At 37.1% G+C, this 25,966-nt stretch carries 20 protein-coding genes; 13 read left to right on the top strand and 7 right to left on the bottom strand.

Features of this window, described 5'->3' with window-relative positions:
- Position 1 precedes the first annotated feature (1 nt).
- The 9 genes from ACE1EF_RS03615 (at position 2) to ACE1EF_RS03575 (ending at position 9,197) form a co-directional block, all read left to right on the top strand.
- Positions 2–1,432 (top strand): lipopolysaccharide biosynthesis protein, encoded by a 1,431-nt coding sequence (locus ACE1EF_RS03615; protein WP_375719252.1) that lies wholly within the window; start codon positions 2–4, stop codon positions 1,430–1,432.
- A gap of 62 nt (positions 1,433–1,494) precedes the next feature.
- Positions 1,495–2,139: an outer membrane beta-barrel protein gene (locus tag ACE1EF_RS03610; protein WP_375719251.1), complete on the top strand. Its 645-nt coding sequence runs from the start codon at positions 1,495–1,497 to the stop codon at positions 2,137–2,139.
- 105 nt (positions 2,140–2,244) lie between these two features.
- On the top strand, positions 2,245–3,357 hold the full coding sequence (locus ACE1EF_RS03605) for a glycosyltransferase (protein WP_375719250.1): 1,113 nt from the start codon (positions 2,245–2,247) through the stop codon (positions 3,355–3,357).
- 140 nt (positions 3,358–3,497) lie between these two features.
- Entirely contained in the window at positions 3,498–4,646 is a 1,149-nt protein-coding gene (locus ACE1EF_RS03600; RefSeq protein WP_375719249.1) for a glycosyltransferase family 4 protein, read from the top strand.
- Complete coding sequence (locus ACE1EF_RS03595; protein ID WP_375719248.1) at positions 4,643–6,409, top strand: O-antigen ligase family protein; 1,767 nt, start codon at positions 4,643–4,645, stop codon at positions 6,407–6,409. The genes ACE1EF_RS03600 and ACE1EF_RS03595 overlap by 4 nt, the downstream gene beginning before the upstream one ends.
- Complete coding sequence (locus ACE1EF_RS03590) at positions 6,406–7,017, top strand: sugar transferase (protein WP_375719247.1); 612 nt, start codon at positions 6,406–6,408, stop codon at positions 7,015–7,017. Before ACE1EF_RS03595 ends, ACE1EF_RS03590 begins: the two co-directional genes overlap by 4 nt.
- A 2-nt stretch (positions 7,018–7,019) precedes the next feature.
- Positions 7,020–7,622, top strand: coding sequence for an acetyltransferase (locus ACE1EF_RS03585; RefSeq protein WP_375719246.1), 603 nt, complete (start codon positions 7,020–7,022; stop codon positions 7,620–7,622).
- Entirely contained in the window at positions 7,615–8,745 is a 1,131-nt protein-coding gene (locus tag ACE1EF_RS03580; RefSeq protein WP_375719245.1) for an aminotransferase class I/II-fold pyridoxal phosphate-dependent enzyme, read from the top strand. The genes ACE1EF_RS03585 and ACE1EF_RS03580 overlap by 8 nt, the downstream gene beginning before the upstream one ends.
- An 11-nt stretch (positions 8,746–8,756) precedes the next feature.
- A complete protein-coding gene (locus tag ACE1EF_RS03575; RefSeq protein ID WP_375719244.1) occupies positions 8,757–9,197 on the top strand; it encodes a DUF2059 domain-containing protein in 441 nt (146 codons plus the stop codon).
- 76 nt (positions 9,198–9,273) lie between these two features.
- Here the strand turns inward: ACE1EF_RS03575 and nifJ are convergent, their stop codons facing one another.
- Together nifJ and ACE1EF_RS03565 are read right to left on the bottom strand one after the other, a co-directional pair.
- Complete coding sequence (gene nifJ / locus ACE1EF_RS03570; protein ID WP_375719243.1) at positions 9,274–12,828, bottom strand: pyruvate:ferredoxin (flavodoxin) oxidoreductase; 3,555 nt, start codon at positions 12,826–12,828, stop codon at positions 9,274–9,276.
- Positions 12,829–12,870: 42 nt separating this feature from the next.
- On the bottom strand, positions 12,871–14,049 hold the full coding sequence (locus ACE1EF_RS03565; RefSeq protein ID WP_375719242.1) for an ATP-binding protein: 1,179 nt from the start codon (positions 14,047–14,049) through the stop codon (positions 12,871–12,873).
- A gap of 561 nt (positions 14,050–14,610) precedes the next feature.
- Here ACE1EF_RS03565 and ACE1EF_RS03560 point away from each other — a divergent pair.
- Positions 14,611–15,474 carry a TraB/GumN family protein gene (locus tag ACE1EF_RS03560; RefSeq protein WP_375719241.1) on the top strand — a complete coding sequence of 288 codons (864 nt, stop codon included), beginning with the start codon at positions 14,611–14,613 and terminating at the stop codon, positions 15,472–15,474.
- Between the two features lie 6 nt (positions 15,475–15,480).
- On the opposite strand, the gene ACE1EF_RS03555 is transcribed toward ACE1EF_RS03560, so the two are convergent.
- From ACE1EF_RS03555 to ACE1EF_RS03545, 3 genes are all read right to left on the bottom strand, one after another.
- Complete coding sequence (locus ACE1EF_RS03555) at positions 15,481–16,275, bottom strand: dienelactone hydrolase family protein (RefSeq protein WP_375719240.1); 795 nt, start codon at positions 16,273–16,275, stop codon at positions 15,481–15,483.
- A gap of 322 nt (positions 16,276–16,597) precedes the next feature.
- The gene (locus tag ACE1EF_RS03550; protein WP_375719239.1) at positions 16,598–17,146 is read right to left on the bottom strand and encodes a peptidase; all 549 of its coding nucleotides are present in this window, start codon (positions 17,144–17,146) and stop codon (positions 16,598–16,600) included.
- Positions 17,130–17,651 (bottom strand): hypothetical protein, encoded by a 522-nt coding sequence (locus tag ACE1EF_RS03545; protein WP_375719238.1) that lies wholly within the window; start codon positions 17,649–17,651, stop codon positions 17,130–17,132. Before ACE1EF_RS03545 ends, ACE1EF_RS03550 begins: the two co-directional genes overlap by 17 nt.
- A 186-nt stretch (positions 17,652–17,837) precedes the next feature.
- Here ACE1EF_RS03545 and ACE1EF_RS03540 point away from each other — a divergent pair, with 186 nt between their 5' ends.
- Entirely contained in the window at positions 17,838–19,961 is a 2,124-nt protein-coding gene (locus ACE1EF_RS03540; RefSeq protein ID WP_375719237.1) for an FUSC family membrane protein, read from the top strand.
- A gap of 84 nt (positions 19,962–20,045) precedes the next feature.
- Here ACE1EF_RS03540 and pckA read toward each other — a convergent pair whose 3' ends face one another.
- Positions 20,046–21,653 carry a phosphoenolpyruvate carboxykinase (ATP) gene (pckA, locus tag ACE1EF_RS03535; RefSeq protein WP_375719236.1) on the bottom strand — a complete coding sequence of 536 codons (1,608 nt, stop codon included), beginning with the start codon at positions 21,651–21,653 and terminating at the stop codon, positions 20,046–20,048.
- Positions 21,654–21,927: 274 nt separating this feature from the next.
- Here pckA and ACE1EF_RS03530 point away from each other — a divergent pair, with 274 nt between their 5' ends.
- Both ACE1EF_RS03530 and ACE1EF_RS03525 read left to right on the top strand, forming a co-directional pair.
- Entirely contained in the window at positions 21,928–23,676 is a 1,749-nt protein-coding gene (locus ACE1EF_RS03530; RefSeq protein WP_375719235.1) for a lysophospholipid acyltransferase family protein, read from the top strand.
- A gap of 134 nt (positions 23,677–23,810) precedes the next feature.
- A complete protein-coding gene (locus ACE1EF_RS03525) occupies positions 23,811–24,230 on the top strand; it encodes an RrF2 family transcriptional regulator (protein ID WP_375719234.1) in 420 nt (139 codons plus the stop codon).
- On the opposite strand, the gene ACE1EF_RS03520 is transcribed toward ACE1EF_RS03525, so the two are convergent.
- Positions 24,220–25,917, bottom strand: coding sequence for an alpha-amylase family glycosyl hydrolase (locus ACE1EF_RS03520; RefSeq protein ID WP_375719233.1), 1,698 nt, complete (start codon positions 25,915–25,917; stop codon positions 24,220–24,222). The two genes, ACE1EF_RS03525 and ACE1EF_RS03520, sit on opposite strands and share 11 nt — an antisense overlap.
- Positions 25,918–25,966 lie beyond the last annotated feature (49 nt).

Below are 25,966 nucleotides of genomic sequence, written 5' to 3'. Positions count from 1 at the left end.
GATGAGATTACAGTCCAGTCATTTATTTCAAAAATTTTTTTCCAATCTTTCTTATGCAATACTTAGTAATCTACTTGTATTAATTGTATCGCTGTTAACAAGTCTGGTTTTACCAAAAGTATTAGGTGTTAAAGAATATAGTTACTGGCAACTTTATTTGTTTTATTCTACTTATGTTGGATTTCTGCATTTTGGTTGGTGTGACGGTATATATCTCCGTTATGGAGGGCAGAATTATAATGATCTGAATAAACAAAGTTTAAATGGACAATTCTATTTACTATTTATAATACAGTTGATCTTCTCTGTACTTATTTATTTAACAACTTTAAACTTAAATTTAGGTGATGATAGAAAGTATGTAATTCGTTTAATTACATTTTGCCTGGTGGCAACAAATATGAGGTGGATGTTAGTTTATGTACTTCAGGCTACAAATAGAATTAAGGACTATGCCTTTGTGATGATAATGGATAGGTTTATCTATGTATTTTTTATTATTGTTTTATTAGTTGTAGGATATAAGAGTTATAAACTCTTGGTTGTTGCTGACGTAATTGCAAAAGTAATTTCGTTGGCTTATGCAATTTATCTTGTAAAAGAAATTACAGAATTAAAATTAAAAACCTTTTTAATAGATATCTATGATATTATTGAAAATTTAAAATCGGGTATTAAACTAATGTTTGCAAATCTTGCAAGCGTATTAATGATTGGTATCATCAGATTAGGAGTGGAGAGGGCGTGGGACATTATAACTTTTGGAAAGATTTCACTTACCTTAAGTGCAGCAAGATTGATGATGGTTTTTATAAATGCTGTTGGAGTCGTATTATATCCATTGTTACGTAAGATGGATGACCGACAGATTTCAAAATATTATAATTCTATTCGAGATTTATTGTCTCCTTTTTTATTATCCCTGTTAATTTTTTATTATCCGCTTCAGGTTGTTCTAAATAAATGGCTTCCTTCGTATAAAGAAGGATTGATATATTTTGTGTTTGTATTTCCGATTTGCTTTTTCGAAGGGAAAATGGCATTATTAAATAATACTTTTTTAAAAGTTCTGCGAAAAGAAAAATTATTATTACACGTAAATCTTTGGGCTCTAGCTGTAAGTTTGATTTTGACTTTAATATTTACGTTAGTATACAGAAGTTTAGACTATTTAATGGCCTCTGTAGTAGTTGTTTTAGGCTTACGAACTTTTTTAGCGGAATTGTGGCTTTCAAAGTATATAAAAGTTAACATAGTTAAAGAAAGTATGATCGAATTTGGATTGATATTTCTTTTTATTTTAACTGGAAGTTTTTTCGGAAGTTTTATTTCCCCAATATGGTTTATAATAGTAATAGCATTTTATATTTATCGTCAAAAAGGTCCAATTAAGAAATCAATTGAGATATTAAAAAAGCTTTCTAATAGATAGATTAATCAACATTTTTAAGAAAACATTCATTGTGAAATAAATTTACTTAAAACTTTTAAATTATGAAATATTATATTCTTGTATTATCATTATTTATATCTTCAATTTTGGTTGGACAAACTCAATTGGAGGCTTTTATTTCACCTACTCTAACTAATGATATTTACCAGACTCCTACATCTCAAAGTAGTAAGGTCGACAGTAAATATAATTTTGGTTTTGATGTTGGTCTAGGATTCAGGAATTATTTCAATAAAAGAATGACTTTGGGATGTGGAATTAATTATAGTAAAATGGGGTATGGTTTTGATATTGAATTAAATGGAATAAATAGAAGTTATAATTTAGAAAGATACTTTTGGGAAGTACCAGTACTATTTGATGTATTTATTGGAAATAAAAGGAAAATAGCTTTTAACCTTAATCTTATCTATCAATTCTTCATTAAAGAGAATAGTAATTTCGATGAGTATGTTTATGGCACAGATTCTCCAACGGATATAACGCGTAAGCTTAACTTAGCTATTCAATCTGGTTTCACTTATCAATTAGACATATATAAAATGTTTAAAATAAGATTAAACCCTTTCATAAAAATGGCACTTCCATCACAGCAAATTGATTATACAACAAGTGGTTATCCAGTATATAGACAAGATTGGTCAATAGGTTTAAAAACGAGTATGGTATTAGATATAATTAATTAATAGAGAAGATAGGATTCAATATATTCATGAATATATCCTACTGTTAATGATTTAATAAAAACTGTAATAATCAAATGTCAACAATAGGTTCTTAATATAAAACATTTGAAAACACCTTTAATAGTTTTACATGTACTTGGTCGCTTAAATCGGGGTGGTGCTGAAACACTTATAATGAACCTGTACCGTACCATCGATAGGTCTAAAGTTCAGTTTCATTTTGTGAAGCATACGAATGAAAAATGTGCCTACGATGATGAAATTATATCTTTAGGCGGTAAAATTCATGTTATTGAACGATATACAGGGATAAATCATTTTATATATGTGAGACTATGGAAGAAGCTTCTCAAAACCAATCCTGAATATACAATAATTCATGGACATATCAGGAGTACGGCATCAATCTATCTTCTTTTGGCAAAGAAATTTAACCGAATAACAATTATACATAGTCATGCAACTGGCTCCAGGGGTAATTTAATAAGTAGAAGTGTAAAGAATGTTATGCAGTTACCAATTAGGTATATATCAGATTACTTTTTTGCATGTTCTGAAGAAGCTGCGTCCTGGTTGTTTGGCAAGAAAAAAGTATCGGATACATTAATACTTAAAAATGCAATTAATGCCGAGACGTTCAGATATGACGATAAGATTAGAAAGAAATTTAGACGAAGTTATGGTTTAGAAAACAAGTTGGTGTTGGTACATGTCGGCAGTTTCACGAAACCCAAAAATCATATTTTTTTACTGGCAATTTTTAAAGAAATATTGCATAAAAAAAATGATACAATGCTACTATTGGTGGGAGAAGGAGATTTAAAACAAAATTTAATAGAAAGAATTAGTGCCGATAAATTATTTGATAGTGTATTGTTTCTTGGTTCACGTGATGATATTCCAAATATTCTAATGGGGGCAGACGCATTTATATTTCCTTCAATATTTGAAGGTTTTGGTATTGCTGCACTGGAGGCGCAAGCCTCAGGATTACCGACTCATGTTTCTGACGTTTTACCAACTGAGATTAAAGCAACTGATTTATTATTTTATCATTCATTAAAAAAATCAGCTAAAGAATGGGCACAGGAAATAATTGATAATAAAATTGAACATAGAAGTGACAGAGTTGATAGTATTAAAGAATTAGGATACGATATAGTGGTACAAACCAATATACTGAAAGAGTTTTATTTGAAATTGACCATGGAGTATTAGCATTTAATTAGGATTAATAAATTTCATGCTCTCTTAATCATTTTATTTTGTCTGTAATCTTATTCATCATATTTATAGAATAGAAAACTAAGAATTAATTTGATCTTATTTTTTTAGTTGGGTCAATGGTAAACACTGATATGAAAAAAATAATTAGAATAACTACAGTTCCTGTTTCATTAAAAGTGCTATTAAAAGGACAATTAAAATATATGTCAAGCTTTTATGAGATATTGGCAGTATCTTCATCGGATGGCGATTTATTAATGGAAGTTGAGAAGGAGGAGGGAGTCAGAACATATAGTCTTAAAATGACCCGTGATATCTCCCCATTTAAGGATTTGTTGGCACTCTTTAATTTGATTAGACTTTTTAGAAAAGAAAAACCTGAAATAATTCATTCGCATACTCCAAAAGCTGGTACACTTTCCATGATTGCAGGGAAAATAACAGGTGTTAAATACAGGATTCATACAGTGGCAGGGCTCCCTTTAGTGGAAGCAACAGGATGCAAATTTAAAATTTTGAAGTTTGTAGAAAAAGTTACATATAGTTGTGCTACACATGTCTGGCCAAACTCTCGGGGTTTAAAAGATTATATCAATAAGAATATTTATACGTCAAGTAAAATTAAAGTGTTAGGTAATGGGAGTAGTAACGGAATAAACACTGATTTTTTTTCCAGATCTGAAATTCCTGAGGAAAAAGCAAATGAACTCTATCAGAAGTTGGATATAAAAGAAAATGATTTTGTATTTATATTTATTGGAAGAATCACTGGTGATAAAGGTATAAATGAGCTTATAGAAGCATTTTATGCATTGATTATAAATTGCACCGCAGTAAAGTTATTGCTCGTCGGTAATTATGAAAATGAACAGGGGACTATAAATCAAAAAACGATTGAATTTATTAAAAAAAGTTCGAATATTATTGAATGCGGTTATCAAAACGATGTGAGGCCTTATTTATATTTATCTAATTGCCTGATTCATCCCAGTTATAGGGAAGGATTTCCCAATGTTGTAATGCAAGCTCTCGCTATGGATATTCCTGCAATTGTTTCAAATATAAATGGTTGCAATGAAATTGTAAAAAATGAATATAATGGTTTAATCGTTGAGCCTAAAAATGATAATGAATTAGAAAGAGCTATGACTTTAATCCTTTCAAATAAATCTTTGTATCAAAAGCTAAAGAATAATGCAAGAAATTCAATTGTTAGCAGATATGATAATAAACTAATGTGGAAACTAATTCATGACGAATATAGAACATTAATAGGATGAATAATAGCAAACGATTAATAAGTCCTGTTTATGTGCCTAACCTATTGATAAGTGCTTTTGCTTTTTTTGTGGGATTTGGAGGACATTTTTTACCTCTGCTTTCTGTAATATTTATTATAGGATGGATTACAGATGTAATATTAAATAAGAAAACATTAATTCGTGATAATAAAAATACTTATTATATATATATTCCAGTGTTATTGTTGTTCATTATCAGTGTATTATCGCTTATTTATTCTGATATTGATATAGGATTAAAGTTTTTAGAAAAAAGATTGTTGTTACTTCTTTTCCCCATAATGGGAATTATTGGTTACAGCAGGAAGTTAGATTTTAAATTGATTATCGGATGTTTTTTGGCAGGTGTTATATTATCAATATTCTATATCGCACTTGAGATGTTAATCGAATATTTTAGTACAGATTATGTGAAAATATTGATTAGACAAGACCTTTTTAATTATTTTCAGGAGAAGATAAGCTTATTTCAGCATCGAACATATTTAGGTATAAATATTTCATTATCACTAATTATTTTATATGCTTTATTCAAGTCAGATGATAATAAAGCAAATTACAAAATATTTTTGATAATGGGATTAATGGTATCGTTCGCTTTTATGACAGGAGGCAGAATTGCTGCACTTACATCAGCTGTAGTATTTGCAATTATTTTAATAAGATCGTATACCAGATTTCAGAACAAGCATTCCAAATATATTTTAATTGCAATTTTTTTAATATTGTTAGTATTCTTTATCCTTTTTTTCCCTCGTGTATGGGAGTTATTTGCACATTTTAGTAATTCCGACGAGCCAAGATTTGAAATATGGAAAATTGCCTTAAGTGCTTTAAAAAAGAATTGGTTATTTGGCTACGGTATCGGGGACTTTAAGACTGAAATGCTAAGGCTTTATCATAGTTCAGGTTTTGAGGAGGGATTGAAGTATAATTTAAATGTTCATAATCAATTCATTGAATACTTAGGTGAATCGGGCGTATTAAGTATTTTATTACTTATATGGATTTTCATAGGGTCTGTATATTCCAGTAATAGAAAAAGGAGGATTTATCCAATAATAATTACGTTTGTTTTTGTCCTCAATTTTATGTTTGAATCAGTACTGCTAAGGATTTGGGGGGTAACATCGTTCGTTGTAGGAATATTTTTTATTAATAATTATATAAATTCTGAGAACACTGAGAAAATAAATATAAAACGAATAGATATAATTTATTATCCTATGATCTTTTCATATTTACTCATTGCTTTTCTAATTAGCGTAAGTTTTAAAACTATTACTTTAAATTCTTTAGATCCTGCAACCTATGCTCAAAGCAATTATACGGCCATTACTAAATTTCCCGGAAAACTTCCGGATAGTTTCCCTAATAATGCAATAGGGTATAAGTTGGATAAAGATGCTAAACCTTTCATGTATTTAGATTATTTACATAGAACTAAAATTTTGCATGTCAGACCCAATGAATGCGATAGTGTAATGTTATCAGTTTTTTGTTATGTGTCAGATGAATTTGATGGAGAAAATGTGTTTTTAGGTGGTTATACATCTAATTACCTGGTAAAAGATGACTATGATTTATCCCGGAAAGGAACCTGGCAATACTTAACTATTAAATCTGTTTGTCCAAATTTTAAAGTTGATTATTATCTGCAATTTGCAAATTATGAGGAACATAATATCTCTGAATTAAGTGGTTATGTCATTTTTGTTTCACCAGAAATTATCCTAAAGTGAAAAGTCTTTTTTTTAATATAAAAAGGTGTTTTGATATTTTATTCTCCTTTTTGATATTATTGATTTTTTCCCCATTCTCAATATTTTTTATTATTCCTCTTTTTTTTAGTAATGATGGTAAAATATTTTTCTTTCAAAAACGACCTGGCTTGCATGGAAAAATATTCAGGATTGTTAAATTTAAGACAATGAACGACAAAAAAGATGCAAATGGAAAGTTACTTCCTGATGACCAGAGACTTACAAGGACAGGTAAAATGATCCGAAAATTATCGATTGATGAAATACCTCAACTTATAAACGTTATAAAAGGAGAGATGTCTCTGATTGGTCCACGACCCCTTTTACCTGAATATCTACCGTTGTACAATAAGGAACAATCCCGACGTCATGATGTGAAACCTGGTATTACAGGTTGGGCACAGGTAAACGGCAGAAATGCCCTTTCCTGGGAGGAGAAGTTTAAACTGGATGTGTGGTATGTTGATCATGTTAGTCTACGATTGGATTTTAAAATATTATTGTTGACAATTCGGAATGTGATAAAAAGAGAAGGTATCTCCGGTGGAGGAGTGGAAACTATGACTAAATTTACAGGAAATAAATAACTATGATTTTATTTGGAGCCAGCGGACATTCACTTGTGGTTAAAGAAATAATTGAAAGCAGGGGTGAAAAAGTTTTGTTTTACATGGATGATGATCCGGCCAAATTTCAGTACGACGGCATAGAAGTCAAACATGAAAATGTACAGGAACTGGCGGGCAATGAACCGGTAATTGTATCAATAGGAGATAATCTACTCAGATATAGGGTTTCACAAAAACTGAGTTGTATCTTTGGGAAAGCTATCGCGCCAGGTTCATTTATTTCTCAGGATGCCATGATAGCGGAAGGGACTGTTGTATTTTATAATGTTGCTGTTCAAAGTAAAACAACCATTGGTAAACATTGTATTTTGAACAATGCATGTTCAGTGGATCATGAATGCATAATTGGTGACTTTGTCCATATTGCTCCGGGAGTGATTTTGTGTGGTGCAGTTAAAGTTGGTAGTATGACAATGATTGGAGCTGGTTCAACGGTAATTCAAGGCATTACAATAGGTTCTAACGTAACTATAGGTGCCGGATCAGTAATTATTAAGGATGTGCCGGATAATGCTGTTGTAGTTGGAAATCCGGGAAGAATAATTAAATACAAAAATGACTAAACGAATTTTCTTATCTCCGCCGCATATGTGCGGAAGCGAACAAAAATATATCCAGGAGGCTTTTGATATCAATTATATTGCACCTTTGGGACCCAATGTTGATGGATTTGAAAAGGATATCATCGATTATACAGGTTGTGGGAACAGTGCAGTATTAAGCAGTGGAACGGCTGCCATTCATCTGGCTTTGATGCTTCTGGGAGTAAAACAGGATGATGAAGTCATTGTATCCTCATTTACCTTTTCTGCGTCTGTAAATCCAATCATTTATCTAAAGGCCATTCCTGTTTTTGTTGACAGTGAACCTGATACCTGGAATATGGATCCGGAATTACTGGAAACGGCTATTAAAGAAAGAAGATCAAAAGGGAAGAAACCTAAAGCAGTGATATTGGTTCATCTTTATGGAATGCCTGCCAAAATTGATGAAATAAAAAGAATATGTGATTTATATGAAATTCCATTGATTGAAGATGCTGCTGAAGCTTTGGGAAGTAAATTTAATGGACAGGCACTGGGTACTTTTGGTCAGCTTGGAATTTATTCTTTCAATGGCAATAAAATTATTACAACTTCAGGAGGTGGAGCATTAGTATCTTCCAACGCTGAAATGATTAAAAAGGCTAAGTTTCTGGCTACTCAGGCAAGAGACAATGCTCCGCATTACCAACATTCAGAAATTGGTTATAATTACAGGATGAGTAATGTGCTGGCGGGAATAGGACGTGGTCAGATGGAAGTGCTGGATCGATGGGTGGAGAAAAGAAGACAGAATAAAAGCTTTTATAAAGATCTGTTTAAAAACACTAACGGTGTGAAATTTCTGGAAGAGCCTGATAACCGTTTTTTTTCTAATTTTTGGCTGACAACCTTAACTATTGATTCTGAAAAGACAGGTTTTTCTCATCATGATCTGGCCTCAGAAATGGATAAGCATAATATTGAAACCAGACCACTCTGGAAGCCGATGCATCTTCAGCCGGTATTTTGTAATTATCCATCATATTTGAATGGTGTTTCAGAATATTTGTTTAATCATGGAATTTGTTTACCGTCAGGTAGTAGTATGGATCGTGACGATAAGGTACGAATAAAAGAATCAATTCAAATCTTAACTAAATAAACATTTATATCATGAGAAAACTTATCTTGTTATTGTTGATTTCACTCTCGGTTATTGCTATTCAGGCACAGAATAAAGGTTATAAAGAAACCTTAAAAGAAATGATGATTCTTTCCGGTTCGGAGGAAACGTTTAAAGTGGCTATTAATCAGATTATTGCGATTTATCGTCAACAAAGTGCAACTGTTCCTGTTGAAGTATGGGAGACAATGGAAACAGAATTTCTGAAAACTTCTATGGATGATCTTGTAGAAATGCTGGTTCCTGTTTATCAAAAGTATATGACACTTTCTGATCTTGAAGGTATCATTGCATTTTATAAATCACCTGTAGGTAAAAAGTATGCCCAAAATACACCGGCTATTATGAAGGAATCAATGGAGGTTGGAGCTGACTGGGGTTCAAAACTTGGTGTAAAGATACAGTCGATACTACAGGAAAAAGGTTACTAACAGGTTTAAAAGTTAACGATTTAAAAAAGCCCTCCCAATTTTGGGAGGGCTTTTCTTATTTGTAGAAATGGACGACTTATTCTTCTTTTGCTTCAGCTTCAGGAGCATAAGCCATGGCTGCAAAACGCTGATACGTACTGTAACGCCATTTTGCATTATCTTCTGCCGCTTTAAATAATTCCTGAGCAACTTCAGGGAATGATTTCAGCAGTGCAGTATAACGAACTTCACCTTTCAGGAAGTCCTGGAATTTATCCCATTGTGGTTCTTTGCTGTCGAAAACAAATGGATTCTTGCCTTCTTCTTCCAACTGTGGGTTGAACCGCCACAAGTGCCAGTAACCGCTTTCTACAGCCAGTTTGGTTTCATCCTGAGATTTACCCATTCCCTTACGCAGACCGTGGTTGATACAAGGTGAGTAAGCAATAATCAGCGACGGACCCGGATAAGCTTCAGCTTCTTTCAGTGCTTTGAAATACTGAGCCTGGTTGGCACCCATTGCTACCTGCGCTACGTAAACATAACCATAAGTGGTTGCCATCAGACCGAGATCCTTTTTACGGATGCGCTTACCTGACGCAGCGAATTTGGCTACCGCACCAACAGGCGTTGATTTGGATGACTGACCACCTGTATTGGAGTAAACCTCTGTATCCATGACAAGAATGTTTACATCTTCACCGGTTGCAATCACATGATCCAGACCTCCGTAACCGATATCGTATGCCCAACCGTCACCACCGAAGATCCAGACGGATTTCTTAACCAGGTATTTCTCTAATGCGAGAATTTCTTTGGCTACATCAGCTTTCTCATTTTTCAGTGCATCCACAACAGCTTTTGAAACAAGCCTTGTTTTTTCTCCGTCTTCTTTGGCTTCAATCCAGGCTTTGAAAGCTTCCTTGGTTGTTTCGTTAACATTGTAAAGGTTTTCTGTCATCAGGCGTTCAATGCGGTTACGCAATTGGTTCACACCTTTAGCCATACCTAAACCGTACTCTGCGTTATCCTCAAACAATGAGTTGGCCCATGCCGGTCCCTGACCTTCTGCATTTTTACAGTAAGGTGTTGCAGGAGCAGAACCTCCATAGATTGAAGAACAACCGGTAGCATTTGCCACCATCATGCGGTCACCGTATAATTGTGTGATCAGTTTAATATATGGTGTTTCACCACAACCTGCACAAGCTCCGGAGAATTCAAACAGCGGTTGAGCAAACTGTGAGTTTTTAACGTTAGTGTATTTATCAAGGAGATTATCTTTGATTGTTACGTTTTTAACCAGGTAATCCCAGTTATTCTGTTCCTGACGCTGAGATTCCAGCGGCTTCATAATCAGGGCTTTCTCTTTTGAAGGACAAACATCAGCACAGTTACCACAACCGGTACAGTCCAGTACAGTAACCTGTATTCTGTACTGTAATCCTAACAGTGCTTTTCCATTGGCTTTTTTACCTTCCAGTCCTTCCGGTGCACCTGCCATTTCTTTCTCATCCAGTAAGAACGGACGGATTGCAGCGTGAGGACATACATAAGCACACTGGTTACACTGGATACAGTTATCCATCTGCCATTCCGGTACATTCACTGCAATACCGCGTTTTTCATATGCTGCAGTACCGGCTGGGAAAGTTCCGTCTTCATATCCTTTGAACGCAGATACAGGAAGATCATCGCCATTCTGAGCATTGATAGGCTCAACAATGTTTTTGATGAAATCCGGAATATCACGTGTATCTTTTTCTTTTGTAACTGTAAGTTTTGACCATTCAGCGGGAACTTCGACCTTTGTAATATTTGAACCACCTGCATCAACTGCGGCGAAGTTCATATTTACAATGTCTTCTCCTTTTTTGCCGAACGACTTCACAATCATCTTCTTCATTTCTTCTACCGCCATGTCGTAAGGTATTACGTTGGCAATTTTAAAGAATGCACTCTGCATGATAGTGTTGGTACGGTTACCCAGACCAATTTCTTCAGCCAGTGCAGTTGCATTAATGGTATAGAAGCTGATATTGTGATCGGCCATGTATTTTTTTACATCATTTGGCAGATGATTTTTGGTTTCTTCTTCATCCCAGATTGAATTCAGAAGAAAAGTACCACCGTCTTTTAAACCTTTTAACATGTCGTACTGACCCAGATATGCAGGAACATGACATGCTACAAAATCCGGTGTGTTAACCAGGTAAGTTGAACGGATCGGAGAATCACCGAAACGCAGGTGTGAAGTTGTGAAACCTCCTGATTTTTTAGAGTCATATGCGAAATAAGCCTGGCAGTATTTATCGGTTGTATTCCCAATGATCTTAATGGAGTTTTTATTGGCACCAACAGTACCATCTGAACCCAGACCGTAGAATTTACCTTCGAACGTACCTTTATTAGCCAAAGAAATTTCTTTACCCATTGGCAGAGAAGTAAACGTTACATCGTCAACAATACCTACAGTAAACTGATTTTTAGGTTCAGCCATTTTAAGGTTGTCATATACTGCTACGATAGAAGCCGGAGTTGTTTCTTTTGATGAAAGACCATAACGTCCGCCAACAACCACCGGCGCATTTTCTTTACCGTAGAACAGGTTTTTAATGTCAAGGTATAAAGGTTCACCTTCTGATCCCGGTTCTTTAGTACGATCCAGAACAGCAATACGTTTACAGCTTTTAGGAAACGCATTCATAAAATGTTTAGCTGAGAATGGACGATACAGATGGACGGCAATTAATCCGACTTTTTCACCCTTAGCTACAAGATAGTCGATGGTTTCGCGAATGGTTTCAGTTACAGAACCCATGGCCACGATTACATTTTCAGCATCTTTTGCACCATAATAATCAAATAGGTGGTACTCGCGTCCTGTGATTTTGCTGATTTTTCCCATATAATCTTCAACGACATCGGGAATAGCCATATAGAACGGATTACATGCTTCGCGCGCCTGGAAATAGATATCAGGGTTTTCTGCAGTACCTCTGGTTACCGGATTTTCAGGATTTAACGCGCCGTCACGAAATGCCTGGAGAGCTTTCTGATCGATAAGTGGGGCAAGATCTTCATTACTCAGGGCTTCAATTTTCTGAATTTCGTGTGATGTACGGAATCCATCAAAGAAGTGTAAGAAAGGAATTCTTGTTTTGATAGACGCTAAGTGTGCAACACCGGCTAAATCCATTACTTCCTGAACGGATCCGGTTGCCAGCATGGCAAAACCTGTCTGACGGGTTGCCATAACATCCTGGTGGTCACCAAAGATTGAAAGTGCCTGTGCGGCCAATGAACGGGCAGACACATGGAAAACTCCCGGCAAAAGTTCACCGGCAATTTTATACATGTTAGGAACCATCAATAAAAGTCCCTGTGATGCTGTAAAGGTTGAGGTTAATGCACCTGACTGCAATGATCCGTGCACAGCACCGGCAGCACCGGCTTCAGACTGCATCTCTTCAACGTGAACTGTTTCCCCAAAAATATTTTTTCTTCCGTTGGCGGCCCATTCGTCAATGTTTTCGGCCATGTTGGAAGATGGGGTGATCGGGTAAATGGCGGCTACCTCGCTGAACATGTAAGCGATGTGAGCTGCGGCATGGTTACCGTCACATGTTAAGAATTTTTTGTTCTTTGCCATTTCTACAAATTTTAAAATGTTTATATGTTCTGTGTTACTTTATTAATATAAAAATCCGAATAACCACAAGGGAATGATATTCTCATTACCTTTCTCAATCATATCCACAGCATATATAATATCGCTGTTTTTTTCCGTACTCCGGGCATTCTGTGATACATCAAAATTGATTTTCTGATCCACAATGAAAGGATTCTTAAGTGTTCCGCTGTTTATTTTGTGATCCTTGTGAAGCATGTTGTAAAGAAATGTTTCGTTCAGAATCTGCGGATTCGAGTAATCCCTGTCAATGGCAAATGCCAGGTTGGTGTTATGCAAATAAACCTTGTCCGGTTTTTTTGGAAAATCCTCATTTATAGGATAGAGCAGGTTGACCAGACGGGCATCCTTTAAATACTTTATATAGTTACTTACAGTTGCGCGTGATGTTTTAATCTGAGTACTCAGCTTACTCACATTGGGTGTTGCCGGAGCATCCTGGGAAATCAGATAAAGCAACTGCCTCAGTTTGGGCAGATACTTTAACTCAATTTGTTTGAGTAAGGTAATATCAATCTCCAGCATCATATTCATGGTCTTCAGCAGGTTCTCTGAAAAATTACTTTTCTCAAGATAGAACGGATAGTAACCATGATGTATGTAATCCTGAAAATAGGCGAGGGGACGTACTTTTGAGGTAATTTCCCTTGCTAATTGTTTGTGATCCTTTAAAATGGAATCCAGGTCAAAGGCCGGGAATCCTAAATTTGTTTTATCGTTGATATACTCCCTGAATGAAAATCCCCTTAAATTGTATGATGCAACTTTTCCATACAGATCCGGATTTTCTTCCTTCAGCCGCATAACACTCGATCCGGTAAATACAACTTTCAGCTCCGGATAATTTTCGTTGATAAACCTGAGCTCATGGGACCAATCAGGATATTTATATACCTGGTCAATCAGCAGGATCCGTCCACCCTTCTTGTAAAACTCGTCTGCAAAATTAATCAGCGACCGTTGGGTGAAATAAAAACTGTTGAGATTGATATAAAGACATGAACGTTCATCGTTCAGAAATTGCCTTGCATATGCCAGGAGAAATGATGTTTTACCAACACCGCGGCTACCCTTGATTCCAATGAGCGGTTGAGACCAGTCGATCTCCTGCATAAGAAGTCGCTCAACATGATAGTCGATGTTCTCAACCAAATTCCGGTGTGTTCTGTAAAATGCGTCCACGTTTTAAAAATTGCAATGCAAAAGTAGAGATTTTGATGGCATAATTGTAAAGTAGAGATTGCAATTTTTGCTAAAAACTGTAATTTATATTTGATAAAAATAAAGATAATATGGTATCTGTATATGTTAAAATGTGTTTCATCTGTTTGAAATTTTTTGCTTTGCAGAAAATCTGTAAAAAAAATTGCAATGCATTCAGGAATTCAAAAGAACGCATTTTAATCATTGACTTATGGTATGCTTAACACGTTTATTATTATTTCATACAGTATAATTTAAAAAAATAATTACAGGTATCCGGGTTCTGCTCAAAGGTATAAATCAATATCTTTATGCGCACAAAATGTCTTGGCTCCTGGTTCATGATTCTAAATTACTGTTGTACGGGTAGCACTTCAATGATTCCTCGCTTCACTCGGAAAGACAGGTATTGGATGGCCTTCAGCCCCTTATGAACCTAACAGACTGTCATTCTGAGCGTAATAAAATGAAGCGAAGAATTTATATGTATAATTATTTTTTACCCGGACAACAATAATGCTAAATTATAAATTCCAATAAATGAAAAAATTAGTTTTACTCCTTTTAGTTTTTGTAGGTATAAGTGTTTCCGGACAGGAATACAACAGCACCTTGTGGAAAATCAGTGGAAACGGTTTGGAGCAACCATCGTATCTGTTTGGAACCATGCATATCATGCCGAAAAAGCTGTTTCATATTTCTGAAAAAGTTGTAGAAATTATTGAAAACAGTGATGTCGTGACATTTGAAGTCAACATGTTTGATCTGTCATTTAAAGAACAATTTAACCTGGCGTCAAAGATGTATCTTAAAAACGGAATGACGCTGGAACAGAAGTTGAAGGCTGATGAATTTGCAGCGCTTATTGGTTTTGCCAGGGATTCTTTGGGCATCAGAGAGAAGAAATTCAGAAAGAAATATAACCGGTTAACACCATTTGCTGTTAATTCGTTATTTACTGCAAAATATATTGGGAAATACAAGATGTATGAAAAGGAATTTTATAAACTGGCCAGAAAGCATGACAAAACAATCTCAGAGCTAGAGACGATAGATTTTCAATTTGGTCTGGTCGAAAATCTGCCTTTTGAGACGCAGGTGGACTATTTCCTTGATGTGCGTGAAATGAGCGAACTACACGATTTGATCCGTTTGTATCAGGCTCAGGATCTTAACGCGCTGTACGAACTTTCGGAAGATGAAGCAGGGGAGGATGAAGAATTAATGGCGTTTATGAAAACCTTTCTGGATGACAGAAACATGGACTGGATACCTAAGATTGTTTATCAGATAAGTCAGCACCGTTCATTTATTGCCGTTGGTGCCGCTCATCTTCCCGGAGAGACCGGTGTAATTCAGTTGTTAAGAAACCAGGGATACACCGTTGAGCCGGTTATCCTGTAAGTGGTTTTATATCTCATCCAGAATTTTAACAAGCCGTTTCCATGAATTATCCCGCGCGGCTTTATTATCAGCAGATCCATCGGGATCATCCCCCTGTCGCATGTATGCATGACCGGCACCATCATAAATTACATATTCATAACTTTTACCTGCATCTCTCATCAATGTTTCCGTTTCAGGAATACCGGCATTGATGCGCTGATCATTTCCGCCATAAAATCCATAAACAGGAGCTGTAATGTTAGCTATATCTTTTTTATCGGGTGCACTGCCATAAAATACCAGAGCCGCTTTAATATTCTGATTGTACGTTGCCATTCTGAAACTTTGGGTTCCACCCCAGCAAAAACCTATTACAGCAGTTTTGCCATTTCCTGACGGTATTTGCGCTGCATACTTCTGTACCGCATTTAAATCATTCATCACCTGATCCGGTTTTAAAGCATAGATGGCATTACGCGCTTCATCGGAGGTTTTAAAGTCTGAAGTTCCGTTAATTGAAGGACCAAAATCCGATAGGAGGTCCGGAGCAACAACAATAAATCCTTTGCCTGCAAGCTGATCTGCAAAACTTCGTACCCAGTCCGTTAAGCCCCGGTTCTCATGTATGGCAATAACAACTGTCGCTTTTTTTGATGTTTCAGGATAAACCACAAAACAGTTCACATCACGGTCACCTGATTTAACCTTTATCCATTCCTGATGCCTTGGTGATGCATCCAGTTCCTTCACTGCAAAATCCTGAGCTTGTATTGTTAACAGGGAAAATGACGCCAACAATAGAATAACAATTCGTTTCATCCGTTTAAAATTTTCAAGTTTGGGAAAATAATACTTTAAAATTTGAGAACGGATGTAACCGCTCCGTTCTCACATGAACTTATTTTAATCATGCTTATTTGTCGAATTTTTGATTAAAAAGTTCATGCTCGTTTCATACCAATTCAATTTACTCTATAACAAATTTTTAAACAGAATGGTTGATTGAAAATATGTTAAGTCGATTATAACCTTCGTTCCATTAGGGAGTAAGTATCTGAAAACTGAACAATTGAATTATTCAGCGTACAGCAGATTGAAATTTATAGGTTCTATTTTGACTTTACCGATTTTAAAAAAAAAATCAAAGCCAGATATAAACAACCACAAACAGAATACCTGCCAGGGCAAACCAGGCCCCTCGTTTTGCAAATCCGTTTTTACCGCGTACCATGATAAGGCCTGACAACGCCAGAAAAATCAGGGCGCCGGCAAAAATATCAGCGGGAGTGGTCCAGAATTTCTTTTGATTGTAATGCAGTTTGTTAAAAAAGAAAACCACAGGCTTTTTCTTATAATATTCAAACCAGAGTTCTCCGTTCCGGTTATCATAAAAACCAATGCCACCTTTTAAAAATAGCTGATATCCTGCTTCCTGAGGTAATATCCTGTTAAGCGTATATTCGGGGTAACTTTGTTCGAAATCGGCGGTAAAACGTTCAATAGTCAATGCGTTTTCGAACTTATCTTTGATTAAAACGGTCTTATAGGCCGGATCAACGCCCTGTTTTTTATGGTTCAGAATAATACCCGATATGCTGTAAACAATGGTAATCCCGACCAGAAAATAACCCAGATCGCGATGAAGGATTCTGAGCCATTTTCTGATCCATTTATTAGTCAGCCACTTCATACGAAATACCTTCGGCGTAATAGGTGGCGTAATAATCTTTGCCGTTATCTTTCATCCACTGACGCATCTGTTTGATATTCTGCATTTCAATGCTGCAGTTTTCACCATCAGCTTCTGCATCTTCCGGATGTTTTTCCAGTACAGCAGCTTCCTTTTGTTGAATATCGTCAGCTGTTAAACGGTCTTCTTTTATAACACATTTTACTTTAAGGTTTGATCCGACCAGTTCCTTGCCGAAACTTTCAATATCACCCGCTGCTTCTATGCGGATTGATTGTTCTCCTGTGGAATCAATCAGAAAAGCTCTGCGGCCGGAATGAGAGCATACATGGTCAACAGTGCCAGACACTACAACAACTTTATCGACATTTTGGTCGAGGGAACCAATCAGTTCACTCACATTTACCGTTATAACTTCAGCTTCGGCTTTAGATTCTTTTGATTTACTGTTGCACGCAAACAAAGCGACTGTCAGAAGGGTTAAAATAAAGGTCTTTTTGTACATGGTTTAAAATTTTATTTAGGGACGAAAATAGTAAAACCTTTTGATATAACAGCAACATATTCAGCAATTGAAAGCCTGATTTTAAAAGAACATTCACCAGAATGTTGATGAAGTTTTAAACTCAGCAACGGAGATTTAAAATTCAGGCTGGTTTGGCTTACATTTGCACTGACTTAATAGGATGAAATGATAACAGGAAGAACAAATAAACTATCTTCAGCAGTTTTAAAACTGACCCTTGCATTCAACAGTTCACCCGGCAGGTTGTTTGCGCTCAGGATGACCGTTTCCATGGCATTGCTGTCCATTCCTTTTATCATTGCAGGAAAGCCATTTTATGGTGTTACACTGGCTTTAGGGGCATTGGCTGCAGGTCTGTCAGAAACAGATGACCATCCGAGGGGACGTATAAAAGCACTGTCTCTGACCGTTATAAGTTTTTTCGTTTCGAGTTTTGCCGTTGGTCTTTTGAATAATCATCCCATCTGGTTAGGTGCAGGATTTATTTTGTCTACCATTTTATTTATTCTTCTTGGAGGAACCGGAGAACGATACCGTGCAATCACATTAGGATCAATACTTATCGGTATTTACGCCATGCTCGGAATTGAAATAAGTCCCGCCTGGTACTGGCAGGCAGTATTGCTTCCTGCAGGAGCATTATTCCATGGCCTGTTAACACTCATCCTGATGTATCGAAAGCCTTTTCGACTACTCGATGAACAGATGTCCAATGGATTTATTAATCTTTCGGTCTATCTTGAAAAGAAATCAGGGTTATTCCCGAGTAATTTAAAAGACCAGCAGCCTATCAATCAGGAGCTGGCACTATTGAATATCAGCGTGGTTAATTCGCTTGAAAAAATCAAGGATGTGCTGAACAGCTATGGCAGAGAACTCAATACACCGGAACAACTTCGTCCTTATCTCCAGCGTTTTATGGTATTGCAGAGCCTGCATGAACGTGCTGCCTCAAGCCATGAACAGCATGACAAATTAAGTGGTGAAGCCGGAAGCCCGGAGGTGATGAGTGCCATGGGAGAGATGCTGCGGCAGTTGTCTTACGCTACAAGGCAGGTAGGTGAAAATATGCTCACCGATACAAAATATCAACATCCGCTTGCCCTGGAACTGATTTCAAAAGCCATTGATGAAAAACTGAAAACAATGGATACAGAGAAGGCTCAGGCACTTCGTCTGTTGCATCATAACCTTGATCGTTCCCAACAGGCGCTAAAATACCTCGATAACGCTGAAGAGGGTAGTGCTGTTCCCCGGTTGAGAAAAGACGAAAGGAATCCATTTCAACGGTTTAAAGCGCTTCTGACTTTTGAACATCCCCGCATGCGTTATGCTATTCGTCTAAGCATGAGTTTTCTGATTGGGTTTGTTATCGAACGGTATTTTCAACTGGATAAGGGAGCCTGGGTCATGCTGACCAGTTTGTTTGTAAGCCAGATAACCTATAGTGAAACGCGCCGCCGTTTATTTCAGCGTTTACTGGGAACTGCCAGTGGAGTTGTGCTGGGTGTAATACTGCTGCAGGTTTTTACCAATACGGCAGCTCAGGTGCTGATGATGCTTGGTTCAGCTTTTGCATTCTTCTATTGGGTCAGAAGCAGGTATTCTGTGGCCGTGGTTTTCATTACCACATTTGTGATCAGTGCATTTAACCTGATATCAAAAGATGCCGGACTGCACATTATGGTTCCTCGTTTAATAGATACGGTAATTGGTGCAACCATAGCATTTATCGTTATACGGCTGCTTTGGCCGGGATGGCAATTCAGGCGCATGCCTGGCCTGATTTCCAAAGCCTTGCTGAAGAATATGGCTTATCTCCGGGCTATAACCAATGAATATAATGTACATACTGAGGACGATCTGGAATACCGCATAGCGCGACGGGAGGCACATCTGGCAGACAATGAGCTGGCGCTGGCATGGAACAGCATGCGTCTTGAACCCAAAAGTAAACAAATGTCCATGCAGCAGGCTTTTACCCTTACATATCTTAATCATGCGTTGTTATCGCATATTTCAGCACTCGGAGCACACAGAGAGACCAGTACGCCCGATTTAAATGAAATTAGAACAGTAAGTAATAGGGTGATGGAAGGATTAAAAGAGGCAGGCCATTATTCCGAAACAGGACAACAGGGATTTTCTTCAGATTTTACGGTTCTCTTAAACGATTTACAGGAGCAGCTATCAGCTTCCGGATCAGGATTGCAAAAACAGCGGTTGCGGTTGTTGTATAACATTGCAGGGACAACCGATAAAATTGTGCGTGAATTACAGTCGCAGTAGCGTTTAAAATATTAAAGCTAATAATCAGAGCATAAAAAAACCTCCCGGAAACCGGAAGGTTTTTTCTTATGGAGTTGTTTGGAATTAGTCAAGTTGAGGACCTGCAGCAACCAGTGCTTTACCTTCTTCGTTATCCGTGTATTTAACAAAGTTCTTGATAAAGCGTGAGCCAAGATCTTTGGCTTTTTCTTCCCATTCTTTAGGATCAGTATATGTATCGCGCGGATCCAGAATATTAGGATCAACATCGTGTAATGCCGTTGGTACTTCCAGATTGAAAATAGGAATTGTTTTTGTTTCAGCTTTTTCGATAGAACCATCAAGAATAGCATCAATAATACCACGTGTATCTTTAATAGAAATACGTTTTCCTGTTCCGTTCCATCCTGTGTTTACCAGGTAAGCCTCTGCACCGTGTTCTTCCATTTTTTTAACGAGTTCCTCACCGTATTTCGTTGGGTGAAGTGAAAGGAATGCAGCACCGAAACAAGCCGAGAAAGTAGGTTGTGGAGATGTTACACCACGCTCAGTACCAGCCAGTTTAGCGGTAAAACCTGAAAGAAAATGGTATTTTGTCTGTTCTTTGGTCAGTTTTGAAACAGGAGGTAAAACGCCGAATGCATCTGCAGACAAGAAAATTACCTTGTTGGCGTGTCCAGCTTTTGATACCGGTTTAACAATATTGTTGATATGGTAAATCGGATAGGAAACACGTGTATTCTGTGTTACAGAACCATCGTTAAAATCAATTTTACCAGCTTCATCCACCGTTACATTCTCAAGCAGTGCATTTCTTTTGATTGCACCATAAATATCCGGTTCAGCTTCAGGATCAAGATTAATGGTTTTTGCATAACATCCACCTTCGAAGTTGAAGATACCGTCATCATCCCAACCATGCTCATCATCACCGATAAGCTCACGTTTTGGATCTGTGGAAAGTGTTGTCTTTCCGGTTCCTGATAAACCGAAGAAAATAGCTACGTCACCATCTTTACCTTTATTGGCAGAACAGTGCATTGAAGCCATACCATTTAATGGCAGGTAGTAGTTCATCATAGCAAACATACCTTTCTTCATTTCACCACCATACCATGAACCACCAATAACCTGCATTTTTTCCGAAAGGTTAAATACAGTATAAACTTCTGAATTTAATCCGTGCTCTTTCCACTTTGTATTAGTGGTTTTAGAGGCATTCATCGATACAAAATCAGGTTCGCCATAATTGGCCAGTTCTTCCTCTGTAGGACGAATGAACATGTTTTTTACGAAGTGTGCCTGCCAGGCCACTTCCATAATAAAACGAACTTTAAGTCTTGAGTCAGGATTGGCTCCGCAAAAGGTATCCATTACAAACAGTCTTTTACCTGAAAGCTGTTCAACGGTAGTTTTTTTAAGATCATTCCATACCTCGGTAGATACAGGCTTATTGTCGTTTGGAGACTCAGGGGAGGTCCACCACATGGTATCTTCTGTTGTAGCATCTTTAACAATGTACTTATCCTTAGGAGAACGTCCGGTGAAGATACCGGTCATCACATTCACTGCATCCAGTTCAGTAAGCTGACCTCTTTCAAATCCTTCCAGACCCGGTTTCATCTCTTCTTCAAACAACTGCTCGTACGATGGATTATGGACGATCTCCTTGACGTCCAGGATGCCGTACTTGCTTAAATCTAAATTTGCCATAACTTGTAATCGTTTTTTTATGTTAATAATTGTTCTATTCGGTTATTGTGAGCCGCCCTGTTAGAGCGGTACAAAAATAGAAAATATTTTAATTATGGAAATATTTCTTTAATCTTTTTGCTTTATTTAAAATTCGTATGAATAGTGAGGGATATATCATTCTGTCTCATTATTTTGAGGATATGCAAAATTATTATTTTTTAGTTCTTAACCTATTAAAACGGTAGATAATATAGATTATTAATTACATTTGTTTTATGATCAATACGTAAAGATGATGGACCTTTTTGATAAGGATGCCTTGCAGAAATATATGGGTGGACCACTAAAAAATCCGCTTATATTCAATGTTGCTTATCAGGCTTCCGGTTTTCCAAGAATTAACAGGTTATATAAAAAATACCTCGTCAATCAAACCGGCTTAAATTTTATTGATGCCTCTTTTGAAACACTGAATATTAAATATGTTTGTCCTGAAAACGATTTAAAACACATTCCCAAAACAGGCCCATTCATAGTTATCTCAAATCACCCGTATGGCTTTCTTGACGGTCTGATTCTGATCCGCATTTTCGCAGAACGCTTTGAAGGTTTTAAAGTGCTTGCCAACTATTTTTTACGTCTTTTTTCACCCATAGCCGATTACTTTATTGAGGTAGATCCGTTTACACTTGGTAAACAGCCCAATAAAAAGGGGATCAAAGGCGCCCTTCAGCATCTGCAGGATGGGCATCCGCTTGGCATTTTCCCCTCCGGCGATATTACCACCAGATCACGTAAAAGAAAGTTTGTCAGTAGCAAAGAATGGAATATTTCTTCTGTAAAATTCATTGAAAAAGCCGGAGTACCGGTCATTCCGGTTTATTTCAGTGGTAAAAACAGCCGCTTATATAATATATCCGAACGCATAAACCCCATTTTAAGAACAATATCACTGCCCGGGGAATTTCTGCGGAAAAGGGACGAAGAAGTATTTTTCAGAATAGGAATGCCTTTAAAACCGGAAGACTACATTAAGCAGGATTCCTTTGCGACCCGCGATTTTTTACATTCAACCGTAAATGCACTGAAATATTCTTCTTCGGAGGATAAAAAAATACTCAAGCTGAATCTGAAGTTCAGGGTAAAGAAACCGGAACAGATCATTGAGCCTGTTGACAGAGACGTCCTGGAAAAAGAGATTGCTGCTTTACCTGCAGAACATAAGCTGATGTCACGCAATGAGTTTGATGTGTTTTATGCATCTAAAGAGCTTATTCCGAATGTTCTGACCGAAATTGGCCGCCTCAGGGAGATTACATTCCGTGAGGTAGGGGAAGGCACAAACCGTTCATACGATCTGGATGATTACGATACATATTATGATCAGCTTTTCGTATGGAACCGGGTGGAAAAAGAGCTGCTTGGCGGTTACCGGTTGGGGAGAGGAAGTCATATTATGGATCGGTTTGGGAAGAAAGGTTTCTATATCACCTCGTTATTTGATGTGGATGATGAATTGATTCCGGTTTTTAAACAAACCATCGAAATGGGACGCTCTTTTGTGGTTTCAAAATATCAGAAGAAACCGTTATCACTGTTTTTGTTATGGAACGGAATTCTGAAATTTGTACTCAGACATAATACCCACCGGTACCTGATGGGACCCGTAAGCATCAGTAACGATTTTTCCCGTTTTTCAAAGGAACTGATCATGTCATTTATCCGGAAGTATTATTTCAACACTGAACTGGCTACATATATTCATCCCAAAATGGAGTTTAAGGTCAGTGGTTTCAGGGAACATGAAGTGGAGTCGATCCTTGCCTCTCACAAAGACGATTTAAAAAAGCTGGATAACTATATTTCGGCTCTTGAAATACAGGGAATGCGCATACCGGTTCTGATTAAAAAATATCTGAGTCAAAATGCCAGAGTTGTTGGATTTAATGTTGATCCCGATTTTAATTATTCACTTGACGGGCTAATGATTTTGGATATAAATGACTTACCACCGGAATCGTTGGAGACCTTCAATGCATAAAACAAATGATAAAAGATTAAAGTGAGCGGGTTGTGTTTGTTTTATGTAATTCATTATTTTTGTGCAACGATAATAATTTCAGCCTCTTAGTCTGTAGATTGAAATGATTTCCGGAATTAGTTTAGTTTGAGTCAATGACTTTTAATAAAACAACGACATACGCCTTAATGATTCTGACACATATGGCAAAACATCCTGATATGAATGTTTCTGCCACTATGTTAAGTAAGGATTTACATATTCCTTTACAGTATTGTCGCCGTATTCTTACCGATCTCACTAACAAAGATCTGTTGAGGAGCATACACGGGCGTAAAGGTGGTTTTGTATTGGTAAAGCCCAGTAAAGAAATTTATATCTCAGAAATAGTTGAAGCTTTCGAAGGATTTACAAATGTTCACCGTTGTATTATGGGTTTTGAGAACTGTCCGGTAGAGAAAGGTTCGCATTGTGTATTGCATACGTCATTTGACAGCGCCAGAAAACAGTTTATTTCTATTTTAAAAAATACAACGCTTGATAACTTTATTCTGGACGACAAACTTATTTCCTGATCCGGTAGATTAAAACATCTCTTGCTTCCGTTTCGTGATTCAGTCTTAAAAAACGTTTTTGTGCAAATTCTATCTCGGTTGAACCGAAATTAAAACTGATTTCCTCACCCTTAAAATGGCATAAGCGTTTTAAACCCGACATTTCCATGGCATCATCAGGAATGATGAGATTGACTACCTTTATTTCATCCGAAAAATTACAGATGAATAAGAGAACTTCGTTGTCGTTGTAACGTAAAAATGAATAGATTTTTTCACTGTCATATTCCGGATTATCCTTGTTGGCCCATTGCAGACCATAGAAAAGTCCTTCACTGATGCATTTTTCATTTTTCGCAAAATTCAGAACATCGGTATATAGCTTTCTTAACCGTTTCTGTTCCTGAGTTAAGTTTGCACCATCAAATTCACCTTTATTCATCCATTGCTGGTGAGACTCTACACCCCAGTAATCAAATATGCTGGTTCGTCCGTCATTTCCGCTGAATCCTTCAGTATCCGCTGCTTTTTCACCAACATCCTGAGCAAAATAGTGCATGTAGGGCCCCGGATGCAAACAGGTGGAAATAACCAGGGCCGGAAGAATTGCGAATGGGCCATTAATAAAATATTCTGAGGCTATTCGTTGTTCGTCGTGGTTTTCCAGAAAGTTGAGCATGTGCTGTTTAATGTCATCAATATCCTGCCAGCAGCGGGTTATGTCCGTAGCTGACTGTTTACCTTGCAGAACACCTTTTAACGTATCGTAAAGTCCGACTTTATCGTATAAATAATCAAACCTGCCTTTATGAATGTATTCCCTGTATAATTGAGGATTATATACCTCTGCAATGAAAATAAGAGAAGGATTCTTTTCCTTGATTTGTGGTATGACCCATTCCCAGAATTCAACAGGAACCATTTCTGCCATATCACAGCGAAATCCATCAATGCCTTTGTCTGTCCAGAATGAAAGGATTTCAAGCATTTTGTACCAGGTGTTTGGGACCGGATCAAAATATTTAGCATGTCCGTTTAAATAATCAACCCCGTAATTCAGTTTTACGGTTTCATACCAATCGTGTTCTTCAGGATTAGCAGTAAAGCTGTCATTGCCTGTTACTTTTGCAGGAAATTCATAAAAGACGCCCCTTTGAACAGGATCAGTCGTATTTGGAAGACGAAGTGGCTGTCCCGGTATGTAATAATAGTTGTTTTTGGGACTGAAAGCTTCAGCCTGGTTGTCATGTTCACCCAGACAAAATACGCCTTCAGGCTTGGCGTCTGATTTATAGAGTCTTGAAACATGATTAGGTACAAAATCAATGATGACCTTCAGGTCTGCTTCATGCGTTCTGTTTACCAGGTTCTCGAATTCCCCCATCCGGTTAGGCACATCTTCAGCAAGATCAGGGCATACGTCATAGTAATCCCTTATGGCATAGGGCGAACCGGCCTGGCCCTTTACAATTTCAGCCGGAGAGGCCTGAATTCCGAATTCCGGATATCCGGTCTTGCTTGCATGCTCAAGAATCCCGGTATACCAGATATGGGTTGCCCCGAGTTCTTTAATTCCTTTAAATGCTTCGGATGTGAAATCGTTAAATTTTCCACATCCGTTCTCCCTAATGGTGCCGGAAGGTTTATTTGTATTATTTTTGTTTCCGAATAGTCTTGTAAATGCCTGGTAAATGATAAATTTTTCCATCCCTGAATTTTTATACAAAGTTATGGTAATAAACCTACAAAAATCTTTT

The sequence above is a fragment of the Quyinboa sediminis genome, assembly GCF_042219855.1.
Lineage (GTDB): Bacteria > Bacteroidota > Bacteroidia > Bacteroidales > UBA5342 > JBHJHP01.
Note: the sequence above shows the minus strand (reverse complement) of the source record. Positions and strands in the feature narration are given on the sequence as shown.